This is a genomic window from Dyadobacter sp. 32 (genome assembly GCF_902506755.1).
Classification (GTDB): domain Bacteria; phylum Bacteroidota; class Bacteroidia; order Cytophagales; family Spirosomataceae; genus Dyadobacter.
Map to the genome: position 1 here is coordinate 4,547,501 of NZ_LR735258.1, position 16,684 is coordinate 4,564,184.

Below are 16,684 nucleotides of genomic sequence, written 5' to 3' on the forward strand. Positions count from 1 at the left end.
ACAAATGGATTTACAAAGTTTTGGCTCCAGACATACTTGTCGCTAATCACTTAAAGCTAACAGCTATGAATATTTTTTGCAAAATAACAAACATCCCTGCATCATATTGTTATGTAACGGAATGCTTTTAACGGTTTTTCCTAACTTTGGCTTTTACCTTATAAGAATGAAGTCGACAGAAAACAAGAAAGCGGAGCGGTTGAGTCAGCAGGAATATTTGTCAACCTTAAATGACCCACAGCGAGATGCCGTACTTTACGGGAATGGTCCGTTGATGATTATTGCTGGGGCAGGTTCGGGAAAAACGCGTGTATTAACCTATAGGATTGCACATTTAATAGAAAACGGAGTAGATCCGTTTCGCATATTATCCCTCACATTTACCAATAAAGCTTCCGGTGAAATGCGTCAGCGTATCGAAGGCGCTGTGGGCATGGAGGCCAGGAATATCTGGATGGGGACCTTCCACTCCGTATTTGCCAAAATATTGAGAATTGAGGCAAGATATTTGGGTTATACGAGCGACTTTTCCATTTACGATACCGACGATTCCAAATCCTTGCTTCGAAGTATTATTAAGGAACTCAACCTGGATGATAAAATTTATAAGGCCAATGTGGTGTTCAATCGGATTTCAGGAGCGAAAAACAGGCTCGTCTCCGCCGAAGAGTACCAGAATAATGCGATCATTCAGCAGGACGATGAGGCGGCCAAAATGAAGGAAATGGGACGGCTGTACAAAATATATGTTACGCGCTGCTTCCAGGCCAATGCCATGGATTTCGATGATCTGCTTTACAATACCAATATTCTTTTCCGAGATTTTCCGGATGTATTGTATAAGTACCAGCACAAATTTCAGCATGTGATGGTGGATGAGTTTCAGGATACCAACGTTTCACAGTATCTGATCACGCGCAAATTATCTGCCGTCCACCGAAACATTGTGGTGGTGGGCGATGATGCACAGAGTATTTACGCTTTTCGTGGAGCCAACATTGAGAATATCCTGAACTTCTCGAAGGACTTTCCGGATGTGGCCACAATCAAACTGGAGCAGAATTACAGGTCTACGAGCAACATTGTGAATGCAGCCAATTCGGTGATTGCACGAAACAAATCCCAGCTGGATAAAAAGACGTTTACAGCCAACGAGGAAGGCGCGCTGATCGACGTGATCAAGGCGGGATCGGATAATGAAGAGGGCAGGCTGGTGGCCACGGCCATTTTTGAAGAAAAGATGCAGAAAGCGTTGCGCAACGAAAATTTTGCCATTTTGTATCGTACCAATGCCCAGTCGAGATCATTTGAGGAAGCATTGCGGAAGCTGGGTATCAAGTACCGGATCATTGGCGGACAATCGTTTTATCAAAGGAAGGAAATCAAGGATCTTCTTGGTTACCTGCGATTTACCGTAAACCAACGCGATGAAGAGGCATTCAAACGGATCATTAACCTTCCTAAACGGGGAATCGGAGATACTTCCATTGCCAGGATCACCGTTACCGCCGCCGAAAACAACGTGGCTGTGTGGGATGTGGTTGCCAATATCGGGAACTTCGCCACCGGGCGTACCACAGCCGGCATTGAGCAGTTCGGTACTGTGATCAAAAGCTTTAAAATCCTGTTGGAACAGGACAAGGACGCCTATGAAATAGCTTCACACATTGCCAAAGCATCCGGTCTGCTCAAAGAATTGTACGAAGACAAAACCGTAGAAGGGCTTTCTCGTTACGAAAACGTACAGGAGCTGCTCAACGGGATTAAAGAATTTGTAGACAATCCCGACGCGGAGGACAAGTCGCTGAGTGCTTTTTTACAATCGGTTTCGCTGCTTACCAATGCCGACGAACCCGATGATAATGAGGATCATGATCGTGTGACCATGATGACCATCCACTCGGCCAAGGGGTTGGAATTCAGAAACGTGTTCATCGTGGGTCTGGAAGAAGATCTTTTTCCAAGCCAGATGATGCTTGAAAGCCGGCAGGATCTGGAAGAGGAACGTCGGTTATTCTACGTGGCGATTACCCGAGCCGAACAGAAGCTTTCCTTTTCCTATGCCGAAAGCCGCTATCAATGGGGACGATTGAAGATGTGTGAGCCAAGCAGGTTTTTACTGGAAGTTGATCCCCGCTATCTGAATATTTCGGATTCCATGCAGCGTGGGCGGGACCGCGAGGCGGCAAATTCGCCGATGTCGTTTGTCAAAAATTTAAGTCCGCGTAAACCGGTTGAGCCAAGGGCAATCCCCGCAGCCAGCAGCGTTCACTCACCATCGACCGATTTTGTTGCAAGCGATACCAGCCAATTACTGGAAGGCGAAAAGGTAGAGCATATGAAGTTCGGCTTTGGAATTGTGACCAAAATGGATGTAAACGGAAGCGACCGGAAAGCTACTGTAAAGTTTGATAAAGTTGGTGAAAAGACACTTTTATTGAGTTTTGCGAAGCTTCGTATAGTAAAATAATATCGTTCTTGTAGTTATAGTGAGATCGTTACAAGCTTTACGTAAATAGATTCCTCATGCAGCCATAGAACCCTTGTTTAAGTACAACGCTTCTGGGGCTGTGTATCTTTTTTAATTTAAACAAAAATAATCTATGTTCATTGATGAAGACGTTACACAAATAAGTCAGCGGGGAAGTGATCTCGCCGTAGTGGAAGAGCAGGTAAAATATTTCGTAGATGGCTTCCCCTTTTTGCAGCTCTCCAAAGCTGCTACCGTTGGTGATGGAATTCTCAGCCTTTCCGATAGTGAAATTGCAGAGGTGGTTGCAGCGTTTGACAAACGTGCTTCTGAAGGAGAAGTAGCGTTGTTGAAATTTGTACCCGCATCGGGTGCTGCGACCCGTATGTTTAAGTCCTTATTCGGATTTTTACAGGATGATAAAAAAGACAAATCAGTTGAAGAGTTTTTTACAAGGCTACCCGAGTTTGCTTTTTATGAAGACCTTAAGGCCTCACTCGCTGCGGATGGTCATGATATTTCAAGTGCAGACGAGAAAACGATCGTTTCCTATTATCTTACCAATAAAGGACTGGGTTATGGTGAACTGCCAAAAGGGTTGCTCAAATTCCATAATTATGCCGAACGCTCGCGAACACCTCTGGAGGAGCATCTTGTAGAAGGTGCAAAATATGCGAATGCAGGAGGTAATGTACAAATTCACTTTACCGTATCTCCCGAACACCGGGACAAATTTGAAAAGCTGGTCGTTGAGGTTTTGCCAACTTATCAAAGCAGATTCGGCGTGAAATATTTTGTATCCTTCTCCGAACAGCAGAAATCTACAGATACCATTGCGGTGAATCTGGACAATACGCCTTTTCGTGAGGCAGATGGCAGTTTGCTGTTTCGCCCTGCCGGACATGGTGCCTTGCTTGAAAACCTGGGGCAGCTTGATGCAGATATTATTTTTATTAAAAACATTGATAATGTTGTACCTGACCGGTTTAAGGATGAAACCATCACATACAAAAAAGCACTGGCCGGGGTCGTTCTGAATTATCAGAAACGTATTTTTGATTACCTGAAACAGCTGGCAGGCTCCACCGATTCCGGGTTGCTGGCGCAGTTGGACACATTTTTCCGGAATGAACTGAGTGTAGTTCCGCCTGCAGCATTTGCCAGCTGGAGCGACTCCGAAAAGACGGAATATTTTCTGCGAAAACTAGATAGGCCATTGCGTGCCTGTGGAATGGTAAAAAACCAGGGAGAACCCGGTGGGGGGCCGTTTTGGGCTGAGAATGCGGATGGGTCGTCATCATTACAGGTTGTAGAGTCGGCGCAAGTGGACGTGGATGATGCGGAGCAAAATAAACTTTTCAAAGATTCAACACACTTCAACCCGGTGGATCTGGTATGTGCTGTGAAGAACAGTGAAGGAGAATTGTATGATCTGAAAAAGTTCAGAGATCCGCTGACGGGCTTTATTACCGGAAAATCTAAAGACGGGAAGGAGCTAAAAGCACAGGAACTCCCGGGATTATGGAATGGTGCGATGGCTGACTGGAACACAATTTTCGTGGAAGTACCTTTAATTACATTTAATCCGGTAAAAACGGTGAATGATTTGTTACGCGAACAGCATCAGTAATAGCCGTCGGCTTATGGCTCTTAGCTCAAGGGCTGCTGTAAGTATAATCGCCTGCTTTCTTTACAGAGAGGCTTTGTATAAAAAGTGAAGTTAGCAAGGAATGAAAAAGGTCGGAATCCGTTGCGGATTCCGACCTTTTGTGTTTTTACCAAATGTTACTCTCAGGGAATGGGCATTACCTTTGTTTCTTTGAAAGTCGAAAGTATTACCATCGTTTGTGTGCTGGCAACTTCTTCAATTTCATTAATCTTTTCAAGCATCAGTTTTTGGTAAGTGCTGATGTCTTTTGAAATAACCCGTAAAAGAAAATCTCCCGTGCCCGTGATATGATGGCATTCAATAATCTCCGGTATAGCATGTACTTTCTCTACAAATGATTCGGTAACTGCTTTTCTATGTCCCACAAGGGATATCTGAACAAATGTACTAACTCCTAAACCTACTTTGTCGGGCTCAAGCTGTGCATGGTAGCTTTTGATGATCCCTGATTGTTCAAGTTTTTTTACTCTTTCCAGCGTAGGTGCTGGCGAAAGTCCTATTTCCTTGGATAGCTGTGCGTTAGTTATTTTGGCATTGGTTTGTAAAATCTCCAGTACCTTACGGTCTATCTGGTCTAACTTTATGATCGACGACATTTTTTTGTGACATGTTTATAGTAGAGTGCCCCTAAGAGCGTTGCAAAACTAATTAGTTTCACGAAGATTCTCTTAATAATCTACGGGAAATTTGTCAAAAAAAAGAATTATCGTAGGCGAAATGTCAATTTAGTGTTGTATTATTAGGTTTTTAGTACTTGTAACCCATTAATATCAATAGGTTTATACGGCGTAGGTTGCAATTTTATTCAGAAAATCCTGATAAGTAACCCGGATTCCATCGGCCAGCTCGGTTTTGTGTTTCCAGCCAAGGCCGTGCAGTTTACTAACATCCATCAACTTGCGAGGGGTGCCATCAGGTTTTTCGGTATTCCACTGTATATCCCCTTCGTAGCCCACTACGCCGCGGATAAGCTCAGCCAAAGCTTTGATCGTTACATCCGTACCCACACCAATATTGAGAAATCCGGCCTCACTGTAATTCTGCATCAGAAAATAACAAGCATCAGCGAGGTCATCGGCATGAAGAAATTCTCTTAAAGGTGACCCCGTCCCCCACAATTCAACAAAAGGCTTATTATCTTCCTTGGCTTCATGAAACTTGCGGATCATGGCCGGCAAAACGTGAGATTTGTTGAGGTCGTAGTTGTCGTTGGGCCCGTAAAGATTGGTAGGCATAACAGAAATAAAATCGCAGCCATACTGACTTCTGTAAGCTTCACACATTTTTATTCCCGCGATTTTGGCGATGGCATAAGGCTCATTGGTCGGCTCGAGGGTGCCAGTGAGCAACGAGTCCTCTTGCAATGGCTGTGGTGCAAGTTTGGGGTAGATACATGATGAACCCAGAAAAAGCAGTTTTTTTACATCATTACGATAGGCGCTGTCTATAATATTGTTTTGAATCTGTAAGTTTTCGTACAAAAATTCGGCACGATAAATATTGTTGGCCATGATACCTCCCACTTTGGCGGCAGCAAGAAAAACATATTCGGGACGTTCGGTTGCAAAAAATGCTCTTACATCGGCCTGTTCTCTTAAATCAAGCTCTGAAGAGGTACGAAAAACAAAATTGTCGAAGCCTTCCTGAACCAGCTTGCGATGAATAGCGGAGCCGACCATGCCTCTGTGTCCGGCAATGTAAATTTTAGCGCTTTTTTCCAATGTGTTTTAATAAATTTGTAGGTTCAAGTATCAATAACGTCGAGATCAATTCGTTACAAAAGTAACAAACTTGCGCTTAAGAAAAATTCAAAAAACATGCGAAGAGTTATTCTGATCTGCTTTTTCATTTCAATCCTCACTTTTGAAAGGGTAGTGGCACAGGTCAATTCCACAGAAACGGCCCAGCCAGGCTGGTTACCGACTGCCCAAAAAGATACTTCCAATGCACCCAAAGCTGGCGCCAAAGACTTAAAGTCCTTTGTTTCTGGGCTAGACCCTGTGGTAGGCGCTTCGCTGCCTGGCGGCAAAGGAAAATCAACCACGATTTCGACACTTTTTGGTGAAACCATTCCCGATCTGGGGCTTCGTGTAAAAGAATACAAAAACCAGAAGGGCGAACGCAAGCGTAAAAAGGAAAAGGCAAAACTTGCCAAGGTTCAATATCAGGGCATTCCCATGCAGAATATGGAGGTGAAATTTGGGAGTGGTGATCGGGCAACCATTGAGTATTTCCACGTATTGAAGGAATATAAGCCCATAAGTGATTATGTACGCCCGACGGAATTAAGATGGTACGATAAGAAAACCAGAAAGCTGAGTTCTTCACTGATCAAAGATAAAACCATGGCTTTACCGCTTCATGGATCCTATAAAAAATATGTCGGAGAAAATCTGATAGAGGAGGGCTTTTACTACATGGGCGTGAAGGACGGGCGATGGGCAAGGTACGATACCAAATACAATTTGTTGGACAAGGTAACATGGTATAGAGGGTTTCCGTCGGAATCCCGGATAACTTATTATGATTCAACGCACTTGAAAATTAAAGAAGTTGTTCCGGTTGTGTATGGCAACATTCAGGGGGAGTTTTTGAAATTTTATGATGAGGGTCAGTTGATGGCCAGCGGCAAATATGCTGACGGGAAAAAAGTGGGTCGTTGGGTAGAATATTATCAATTTCGTCGCTTGAAGAAAAAGGAGATTCAGTACCCGAAGGATAGCTGGGAAGAGGATTTTGAGCCATTTGTGCTTCGTGAGTGGGACGATAAGGGGAAATTGCTTTATGACTATACAAAAGATCCGCGTGCATCAGTGGAAGAAGAGGAAGCTGAAAACTAACAAAAATGGTTAGATTCATTACGCTGTAAATGTTCAACCCTGTCAGGGTTGGAAATAATGGTGCGCCTATTTTATCCCCGGGTTTCACCCGAGGCAATGAACATTTAACCCCTTCGGGGTTTGTTGAAGCTGTGATTTGCGGACATGTTCGGTCACATAGATAATTGGTGCAGCCATATTTGGGGGAGTTAGTCTGATTAGGGGTAAAGCCCGAAGGGCTAAACTGTCCATAACCACCGGTGCAACCGAAGGAGATCCGGATGGAAGGTATAAGAGTAACTCTGGAGGGGTTGAACCTATTATTTTTAGACTCCCAATCTCCCTTTTGCGCTGTTAATGTTCAACCCTTTCAGGGTTGGGAATAATGATGCGCCTCTTTATCCCCGGGTTTCACGGCGGGGCATGTGAGAGTTAACCCCTTCGGAGTTTAGTGGAGCGGCTATTTTTACCTTCATTTTGAGCACATAGATAGTGTCAGCCATATTTAGGGGCATTATTCTGATTAGGGTATTAAAGCCCGAAGGGCTTAACTGTTCATAACCACCGGTGCAACCGGACGAGATCCGGATGGAAAGTATAAGAGTAACTCCGGAGGGGTTGAACCTATTATTTTTAGACTCCAAATCTCCCTTTTGAGCTGTAAATGTTCAACCCTGTCAGGGTTGGGAAATAATGATGTGGCTTTCTTATCCCCGGGTTTCACCCGAGGCAATTGACATTTAGCCCCTTCGGGGTTTAGTGAAGCTGTGATTTGCAGACATGTTCGGTCACATAGATAATTGGTGCAGCCATATTTGGGGGAGTTATTCTGATTAGGGTGTAAAGCCCGAAGGGCTTAACTGTTCATAACCACCGGTGCAACCGGTGGAGATCCGCATGGAAAGCGTAGGAGCAACCCCCGAGGGGTTGAACGCAATCACAATAAATACTTCTCATCGAATTCGATACCGTTTTCAATCAGCAACCTTTTTAACTCATCATAAAACGTTTCTTTTTATGATGCCCCTTTTGGTTTTTGACATAATTGATAATCATATCTCTTTCCCGGATATTATAGGTAAAGGCACCATAACCACCTTGCCAGCCATTAAAGTCAGGAAATTTCCCACTTTCCTTCATCCAAAGGCTACTGGCAACCTTGATATTTTTGATGAAGTCGGCAAGGCAAATGGAAGGGTGAAGATCGGAAAAAACGTGAAGATGATCGCTTGTGCCATTGATGCGATATAGCTTGCAGCGATCGTTTTTTATAATTCCCCAAATGTATTTGTACAGCTCTTCGCAATGCTCCTCGTTGATAGCAGGCTGACGATACTTCGTCCCAAATACGATTTGATAATAGATCTGTTTGTATGTACTCATTATTTGAAGCTTTAAGTTGTCTACCTTAGAGCCTTTCATATTTTCGTGTTGAGTAAATAGTTGGTAACTCTTTCAGTTCCCCTGGCTTGATCAGTACTTGTTGTGTATTCCGGTCAGGATGCGTTCCACTTCCTTTCTCACTTCGGAGGAAGGTCTTGTGAAGTTATTGTTCATAAAACTGAATAACAAGGTCTTACCTTTTTTGGTTATCAAATAGCCACTTAGATTATAATTGTTGCTAAAACTCCCTGTTTTGGCAAAAATGAAAGGTTTTTCACCCTTGAACGTGTTACGTAAAGTTCCTGTACTTCCTCCATTGGGCATAATATGGAATAACCGTTCCCGTGGCACCTTGTCGTAAATTTTCTGCAATAATGCCACGATGGTTCTCGGTGTGAACAGATTATAACGACTGAGACCAGAGCCGTCCTTCCAGATAAGAGGATCGGGTAAATCACTCATGTATTTTTCCGTGGCATGTGCGATGGCTTTTTCTGAATTAAGGGGTAAACCGTTGGTCGATGCATAGAGGAGCATCAGTTGTTCTGCAAGCATATTGTCGCTGACCTGCATCATGCGCGTGTACAGGGAGTCGGACGGTATACTATATACCGTCTGCAATTCAATGGTGAGTGGAATGGAAATCAGTTTAATTTCCTTCTTGAGTGTATCACTCAGCAGGTGGATGGTGAGTGCGTCAGAGGTGCGAAAGGGGACATCCTGAATTAAATTTTCAGGAAGGGGATGCCGGGAATGATGGAATATATTCTCTCCCTGTTCGCGTTGAATACCTGTAAGTGTGGTATCTGGCAAAAGGAATTTTTGCCAGATACGGGGTTTTGCCTCAAGCGTATGGCCAGATTTCCCTGTAAATCTTACAATATTTCCATAAACGGGCAGGGGTGAGCGTTCGGGCTGATACTCGTCATTGTAGTCACTCCATGCCCATCCTGGGCCAAATGCTTTGTCTTCAAAATTTACAGGAGTAAAGAATATTTGTTCCTTTCTACTTTTCAAAAAATCAAATACCTTGCTGTGGGGTAGATCCGGGTGTAGTAGCGAGGGATCGCCGGTACCACGTATGAGCAGCAATTCTCCCCATTCCAGGTACTGCAGACCCGGAATGGAGTCACCCAATGCAGAAAGCCCGGCATATAAACTGAAAAGTTTGGTGTTTGACGCCGGATTAAAATATTTGTGATCCTGATAGGAAGCAAGCGATTTGGGTTCATTGAGGTTTTTGATAGAAACTCCGGTGTGCTGCTGGCTCAGTACAGCAGAATTTTTTATTTCCCGATTGAGATAGTGAGAAACAGAACAGCCAGACAACAGTAAAACACTGACAATGAAGAAAAGCGTGCGCATAGACAGGGGTTAATAACAGCAGTAAAGTTAACAGTTTCGATTCAAAACGATGATATAGCGCTTGTTCTTTTGATTGAAGCAATTTTTCTTTCCGTATCCACAGGTTGAATTTGTTACTTTGTATTTTATATCCCCAATTTAATTAAACAATGAATGCGCTGCAATCCATTCTGAAACAATACTGGGGACATGATACCTTTCGCCCCGTTCAGGAAGAGGCCATACGTGCTGTACTCAATGGCGACGATACACTTGTGCTTCTGCCGACAGGTGGGGGCAAATCGGTTTGCTTTCAGGTGCCTGTTCTGGCTATGGATGGCGTATGCATTGTGGTGACACCACTCATTGCGCTGATGAAAGATCAGGTTGAACAGCTGAAAAAGCGCGATGTGTCTGCAGCTGCCATTCATTCGGGTATGAACCGTCATGAAATTGATATTACGTTGGACAACTGTATTCACGGACATACCAAATTCCTGTATGTCTCTCCGGAGCGGTTGAGGACGGATATTATGATTGCGCGGGCCAAGCAAATGAACATCTGTTTGCTGGCTGTCGACGAGGCGCATTGCATATCTGCCTGGGGTTATGATTTTCGCCCAGCCTATCTGCTTATTTCCGATTTCAGGAAACTCATATCCCGTGTACCGGTGATGGCGCTTACCGCTACGGCCACCGAAGAGGTACAGGCGGACATCATGGATAAGCTGGAGATGCGAAACCCTAAGGTTTTTTTGCAATCCTTCGCACGTGCCAATCTTTCATACTCGAGTTTTAAGGAAGAAAACAAGGAACGAAAATTACTTCAGATCCTAAAAAACGTACCGGGAACTGGTATCGTCTATGTTCGAACCAGAAAACGAACCAAGGAGCTGGCCGACTGGCTCAATCGACAGGGCGTGCGAGCGTTGGCTTATCATGCAGGTTTGCCGTTTAAGGATAGAGCCGATCGCCAGACCAGCTGGATCCGAAATCAGGTGAGGGTGGTGGTAGCGACGAACGCGTTTGGGATGGGTATCGACAAGCCTGATGTTCGTTCGGTTATTCATTACGATCTGCCGGCTACATTGGAAGCCTACTACCAGGAAGCGGGAAGAGCGGGACGGGACGAAAAAAAAGCGTACGCAGTGGCGCTCTTCAATGCGATTGATCTGGAAGAACTGGCCGAGAACGTGGAGCGAAAATACCCGCCTATGCAGATGCTGAGAAGGGTTTACCAATCGCTGGCCAATTATTTTAAAATAGCAGTAGGGGCAGAAGAACTGTCGGGGTTTAGCTTTGATATTCAGGATTTTGCAGGAATTTTCGGGCTAGTGGTGAATGAAACGCATTACGCACTCAAGCTTTTGGAGGAGGAAGGATTTATCCATCTGAGCGAAAACTTCAATGACCCATCCAGGCTCCATTTTTTGGTAGATAATCGGCAGCTATACGATTACCAGATACGCTATCCCGAGTTTGATTCGTTTATCAAAGTGATCTTACGCAATTATGGAGGAGAGCTCTTCTCTGAATATGTTAAAATTTCGGAAAGTGAGATCGGGCAGATTTATTTTGCACCTGTGGCGGAAGTGATCCAGAAGCTCAATTTTCTCAAAGAAAGGGGTATCGTAGATTATGAACCGGCAAGGGACAAGCCGCAGCTTTCGTTTCTGACGCCTCGGTACGATGCAGAGTTGTTGCCTTTGAATGTCTATGAGATTGAGAAAAGAAGAGAGCGAGACAGACGGAAGATCCGTGCCGTGGTCGCATACGCATCCAATGTGAATCGTTGCCGAACCATTCTTTTGCTTGAATATTTCAATGAGATGGATGGGACAAATTGTGGCGTTTGTGACATTTGTTTGAAAAATAAAAAAACGGAAGACGGGCCTAGTGAGGAATTGGCAAATGCAATTTTATCGTATCTGCATAACCTGGGGCCGGCGCTTCCCAGAGACCTGGCACATGCCTTTGAAGATGTGAAGGAACAGATATTGCTGCAAACATTGCATCTTCTGCTGGAACAGGAATATATTGCGTATGACTCGGCCGGAAAGCTTGCTTTGAAATAAGGGTTTTAGGGTTAGGATTGATTTGAAATTAAATACAAATTTTTTGAAAAAACGAACAGGACTTCTTGCCATAATGGGCATCATGATTGGCCAAATGGCAGTGGCTCAACAAATACCAGGCTTGCAGTACAGTAATTATGGTGGCCTTTACCGGGCAACCTACAATCCATCAGTACTTGGATCCTCGCGCTACAAATGGCAGGTCAACCTGGGTTCTCTTGGTGGCAGCATTAACCATCGTTATTTTAGGTTTATTGGGAAAAATTCACTTTTGTATCCACAGCTTGCTCCCCATTCCACCAAAGAGTTATACGGAAGGTCACGGACAATGGGATCTCTTACAGGAGGTGACGCTGTAAATCTTGCGAGCGAAATTCGTTGGCCCTCTGTCCTGATTTCATTAGGACAAAACCATGGTGTGGCATTTCAATTTCGAACCCGTGGTTTTGTTCAGGGACATAACTTAGCAGAGCCAATACGCAATCTGTACTTCAAGAGACTAGACACGGGCAGCACACCGGCAGTTTTGAACCAAAATTGGGGAGATTTCAATCTTGTTCAGCAAAGCTTCTCAGAGGCAAGTGCTTCCTACGGCGTGGCGCTTTTGAATACGGAGTCGCATAAATTAAAAATAGGTGCGACTGTTAAGCGTGTATTTGGAGCAAGGATAGGATATCTTAAAGCTTCCGTAGAGAATTTTGATATTCGGTCGGTCAACTCCGAAACAAGCGAATTGGTTTTAAACAATATCAATTATGAAAGCGGTTACAGCCAGGTGGTTCAACCACGAAAACCTGGCAAGCTGTTCGATACGGATCAGTACGGGTCGGGCTGGGGCTATGACCTTGGAGCCAGCTACGAACTCGGGTCGTTTTGGGGAAGGGGAAAAGAGGCTTATGATATGAGTCCGGAATATTTGGTGCGGTTGAGTGCCTCGCTGACGGACATCGGATCTATTGGCTACAATACAAATGGGAGTCGGATGATAAAGGGAAGTCAGGTGCGGACTATCATTAATCAAACGGCCCTGGAAAAAATAAGTGATCAGGGACCGGAGGGTTTTATGAGCCTATTCCCGGCAGAATCAGATACTACCTTTTCTCAAAATGTGCGTCTTCCGCAAGCGATGCATCTTGAGGCGGATTTCCAGCTTGTAAAAGGCTTTTTCCTTAATGTATCTCAGACGAAACGCTTTAAAACACCGGCACGGGAAGCTATGGATGTGTTTCTGCCAAATACATTTACCATAACACCTCGCTTCGAGGACGAGGACTCGGACTTTGCCTTTCCCATAACCTTCATGGAAGGAAATAAAAAGGCATCCATTGGTTTTGTCGCCCATTTCGGGCCCGTTTTTCTGGGATTCAGCAGCCTCAATGCATTAATGAAAAGGACAGGAGGAAGCATGGTCTATGTGGGCCTGTCGGCGTGGAAACTGAAGGATTCAAAAAAATCTAAACTTTTCAAATCGGGTAAAAAGTAATTGTGTGCCCGGCGTCCGTTTTTTGGACCGTGGAAGAGAGAAATCTGAAATCATTCAGTTTCTAACGATCAGATTGTGCCTTATTTCCCCTGAACATCCCTCCAATCCGCCCGAACATTCTTTTTTCAAATTCCCAAAAGAAGGCAAACTTCCCCCAGATCCATCCCCAGGCAAGCAATACCACCTGGTAAAGAGGCAAAATGACAATGATGTTTACCGTCCAGCGGATCCAGGCTGCTTTGGTGTCGTCCAAACCCACCAATTCAAAAAGTGCCCTTTTGATATACAGTATTGAAAAACCGGTGCAGGCGAAAACAAGCAGAATGACCACGACGTCCCATCCGTTTTTTATATTCCAGCGTTGTTTTAGCTTTTCCATCATAAGATTATCACTCGTGCAGGAACCCAAGGTTTTCCGGCTTTACTTCTTCATCGTCCAGTACCAGAAATTCCTCCCAGAAAGGATCATTGGGCAGGCCGGCCCTCAGGATCATAGGTTCCTTTTTTACGGGGTGTTCAAAGTATAGGCGACGCGCGTGCAGGTTGATATTTCCGTCGGGATTTGCTTTTGGAAAACCGTATTTTACATCACCACGTATGGGGCAGTTCATGGAGGCAAGTTGCACGCGTATCTGATGCGGACGACCTGTGATAGGTGTTACTTCCAGCAGATGAAATTTGTTGATCTCTCCTAAAACGCGATAAAAGAGCTCCGCGCGTTGTGAGCCCGGCACTTCGTAATCGTATGCTGTGGTTACGTTGCGCCTTTCGTCTTTCAAAAGCCAATGGACAAGTCTCCCTTTTTTTTCGGCAGGGCGATGTCTTACTACTGCCCAGTACGTTTTTTGAACATCCCGCTTCCGGAATATTTCGTTCATTCGCTCAAGCGCTTTCGACGTTCTTGCAAACACTACAAGGCCACTTACCGGACGGTCCAGACGATGTACGGTACCCAGAAAGACAGCACCTGGTTTATCGTATTCTTCTTTGATATAATCCTTCAGCATATCCAGCAGACACTTGTCCCCGGTGGCATCTCCCTGCACCAGAATGCCGGGTTCTTTATTTACAATCAGCAGGTGATTGTCTTCATATATAACCTGAAATCGTCTCTTAGCCATTTGATTTTTAATTACACGCCGAACACATCTATGCCGTTCGTCATGGATTGGAAGGCGTAAATTTTAATAGGATTCTTTCTCGTTCGGGAAAGATTTGCTTTTTACATCCTGAATATAGTTTGATATTGCATCGGTCATGATGCCATTCAAATCGGCATACCTGCGCAGAAACCGGGGTTTGAAAGCCTTGTTAATGCCGAGCAGATCATGCAACACCAATATCTGTCCGTCGGCGTGCGGACCCGCCCCAATACCTACCGTAGGAATGCTTATACTTTCCGAAACCTGTTTGGTAAGTGCGGAAGGGATTTTTTCCAAAACCACAGCGAAGCATCCTACTTCCTCCAGCATTTTGGCATCTTCCAGTAGCTTCTGGGCTTCGGATTCTTCCTTGGCACGTACGGTGTATGTTCCAAACTTGTAAATAGACTGAGGTGTAAGTCCCAAATGCCCCATGACGGGAACGCCGGCACTTAATATCCTGGTCACTGATTCTTTTATTTCCAGACCTCCCTCGAGTTTTACCGCATGCGCTCCGGATTCTTTCATGATCCTGATGGCCGAACGGAGCGCTTCTTCCGAGTTTCCCTGATAGGACCCGAACGGCAGGTCTACCACGACCAACGCTCGTTTTACAGCCCTCACTACCGACACGGCATGGTAGATCATCTGATCGATCGTGATGGGTAGGGTGGTTTCATGCCCAGCCATCACATTGGAGGCCGAATCGCCAACCAGTATCAGCTCTACACCGGCAGCGTCTACAATGCCGGCCATCGAATAGTCGTAAGCGGTTAGGCAGGATATTTTTTCACCACGCATTTTCATTTCCTGAATGATGTGGGTGGTAACGCGCTTGATATCAGGAGAATGTACGGACATGGTGTAATGATTAATCAGGTATTTAATAATTCGGTGCAACGGCTACTTGCAAGATAGTACCAGGTGATAGCCTATCAACGATGCAGCCAACTTTCAGGATTGAGCCGGGACGTATTTTTCCAGATCTGAAACTGCAGCTCGGATGTGCCGTCACTATCTGTGGCAACACGCCCGATATTTTCGCGCGCTTTCACTTTTTGGCCCGGTTGTACGGTTACGCCCTGCATTTTGGCATAAACAGTCATATAATTTCCGTGCTGAATGGCCACCACATTTCCCATTCCGGGCATTTCGGTCACGTCGAGAACCACTCCGTCGTAGACACTTCTCACAGGTTCGCCTGCGGTTGTCTGGATGTCCACACCCAGGTTGTCCACCATCACACCCCGTAACACCGCATGCGGTCTGGTACCAAAGTGGCTGGAAACGAATCCTTTAACGGGCCACGGCAACCGGGCCTGAGATGCTGTAAAAGACGAGGCTAGTGTAGTTTCGGCTTCGCTCATCCCGGTGGATGGTTTTTCCGGCTCTTCTTCTTTTTCTACAACGATTGCGGTCTCACCTTTTTTCTCTCTTTCAGCATTCTCGCGGGCCACTCTTTCTCTCTCAGCTTTACGTTTAGCCTCTCTTTCTTCTCTTTCTTTACGTTCGCGCTCGGCACGTTCTTTTCGCTCCCTTTCGGCAATTCTACGAATATTGGCTTCCAGGAAATCGGTTGCCCTTTTGTTTTCAGCGATCTGTTTTCTTAATTCCGATTCCTTTTGAGACAGTTCCTGAATCACGTCATTTTGTTTTACCTTGAGTACTTCAAGTTTCGAACTTTCTGTTACACGGGTATCCAAAACGGTTTTCTGCTGCGTTTTTTTGGAAGTTATGCGCTGACGTTCTGCGGTAAGCTGTCGCTGAAGTATTTCCATTTCCTTGGCTTGTCCTTGCCGGGCTTCGGTATATTGTTTCAGATATTTATATCTTAAGACAAGCTGATTGAAGGTCCCCGCTGAGAAAAGGAATACCAGTTGATTCATATAGGCATTTCTTTTGGACGCTTCGTAAATCATGTGCCCATATTCGACCTTCAGTTTGCCAAGGCTGTTGTCCAGGGCCTCTCGCTTTTTTTCAAGCACCTTTAATTCGACATCCAGCAAAGCCAGGTCATCCGAAAGTAGATCTATTTGTTTCTTTTGTTGTGTGATTTGTTGATTGAGCGCCCTTAACTGACCCAGGTTGACGTTTTTTTGAGAGGAGGTTTGTTTCAGAATGCTCTGGATCTCCCGCATCCGGCTTTGACTCTCACTCTTTTCTCTTTCCAGTTGCTCACGGGTTTTTTGCGCAAATGTGCCAATAGCCGCGCAGCAGACCAGGATCAGAGAAAGAATCAGACTTCGATAATGCAGTTTTTTAAAGGGCATATTTTATTTCTTGCGGCCAAAATAACTTG

General features: G+C 44.9%; 13 protein-coding genes. 5 read left to right on the forward strand and 8 right to left on the reverse strand.

Annotation, left to right across the window (positions count from 1 at the left end; all coding sequences use genetic code 11):
- Positions 1–166: 166 nt before the first annotated feature.
- A complete protein-coding gene (locus tag DYADSP32_RS18495; RefSeq protein WP_149241364.1) occupies positions 167–2,470 on the forward strand; it encodes a UvrD-helicase domain-containing protein in 2,304 nt (767 codons plus the stop codon).
- A 133-nt stretch (positions 2,471–2,603) separates the two neighbouring features.
- Positions 2,604–4,100, forward strand: a complete 1,497-nt coding sequence (locus tag DYADSP32_RS18500) for a DUF4301 family protein (protein ID WP_149241363.1) — start codon at positions 2,604–2,606, stop codon at positions 4,098–4,100.
- 161 nt (positions 4,101–4,261) lie between these two features.
- Here the strand turns inward: DYADSP32_RS18500 and DYADSP32_RS18505 are convergent, their stop codons facing one another.
- Positions 4,262–4,735 carry an Lrp/AsnC family transcriptional regulator gene (locus tag DYADSP32_RS18505; RefSeq protein ID WP_149241362.1) on the reverse strand — a complete coding sequence of 158 codons (474 nt, stop codon included), beginning with the start codon at positions 4,733–4,735 and terminating at the stop codon, positions 4,262–4,264.
- A gap of 183 nt (positions 4,736–4,918) precedes the next feature.
- Positions 4,919–5,860, reverse strand: coding sequence for a GDP-L-fucose synthase (gene fcl / locus DYADSP32_RS18510; protein ID WP_149241361.1), 942 nt, complete (start codon positions 5,858–5,860; stop codon positions 4,919–4,921).
- A gap of 96 nt (positions 5,861–5,956) precedes the next feature.
- Here fcl and DYADSP32_RS18515 point away from each other — a divergent pair, with 96 nt between their 5' ends.
- Positions 5,957–6,979, forward strand: a complete 1,023-nt coding sequence (locus DYADSP32_RS18515) for a hypothetical protein (protein ID WP_149241360.1) — start codon at positions 5,957–5,959, stop codon at positions 6,977–6,979.
- Between the two features lie 969 nt (positions 6,980–7,948).
- Here DYADSP32_RS18515 and tnpA read toward each other — a convergent pair.
- Positions 7,949–8,341 carry an IS200/IS605 family transposase gene (gene tnpA / locus DYADSP32_RS18520; protein ID WP_414617890.1) on the reverse strand — a complete coding sequence of 131 codons (393 nt, stop codon included), beginning with the start codon at positions 8,339–8,341 and terminating at the stop codon, positions 7,949–7,951.
- Between the two features lie 90 nt (positions 8,342–8,431).
- Entirely contained in the window at positions 8,432–9,706 is a 1,275-nt protein-coding gene (locus DYADSP32_RS18525) for a D-alanyl-D-alanine carboxypeptidase (protein ID WP_149241359.1), read from the reverse strand.
- Between the two features lie 149 nt (positions 9,707–9,855).
- On the opposite strand from DYADSP32_RS18525, the gene DYADSP32_RS18530 reads away from it, so the two are divergent.
- The gene (locus DYADSP32_RS18530) at positions 9,856–11,760 is read left to right on the forward strand and encodes an ATP-dependent DNA helicase RecQ (RefSeq protein WP_149241358.1); all 1,905 of its coding nucleotides are present in this window, start codon (positions 9,856–9,858) and stop codon (positions 11,758–11,760) included.
- A 43-nt stretch (positions 11,761–11,803) separates the two neighbouring features.
- Positions 11,804–13,243, forward strand: coding sequence for a DUF5723 family protein (locus DYADSP32_RS18535; RefSeq protein WP_414617891.1), 1,440 nt, complete (start codon positions 11,804–11,806; stop codon positions 13,241–13,243).
- Positions 13,244–13,304: 61 nt separating this feature from the next.
- Here the strand turns inward: DYADSP32_RS18535 and DYADSP32_RS18540 are convergent, their stop codons facing one another.
- From DYADSP32_RS18540 to DYADSP32_RS18555, 4 genes are all read right to left on the reverse strand, one after another.
- A complete protein-coding gene (locus DYADSP32_RS18540; protein WP_149241357.1) occupies positions 13,305–13,625 on the reverse strand; it encodes a DUF6787 family protein in 321 nt (106 codons plus the stop codon).
- A 7-nt stretch (positions 13,626–13,632) separates the two neighbouring features.
- On the reverse strand, positions 13,633–14,364 hold the full coding sequence (locus DYADSP32_RS18545; protein ID WP_149241356.1) for an RluA family pseudouridine synthase: 732 nt from the start codon (positions 14,362–14,364) through the stop codon (positions 13,633–13,635).
- Positions 14,365–14,427: 63 nt separating this feature from the next.
- A complete protein-coding gene (panB, locus tag DYADSP32_RS18550) occupies positions 14,428–15,246 on the reverse strand; it encodes a 3-methyl-2-oxobutanoate hydroxymethyltransferase (protein WP_149241355.1) in 819 nt (272 codons plus the stop codon).
- 74 nt (positions 15,247–15,320) lie between these two features.
- On the reverse strand, positions 15,321–16,655 hold the full coding sequence (locus tag DYADSP32_RS18555; RefSeq protein WP_149241354.1) for a peptidoglycan DD-metalloendopeptidase family protein: 1,335 nt from the start codon (positions 16,653–16,655) through the stop codon (positions 15,321–15,323).
- Positions 16,656–16,684 lie beyond the last annotated feature (29 nt).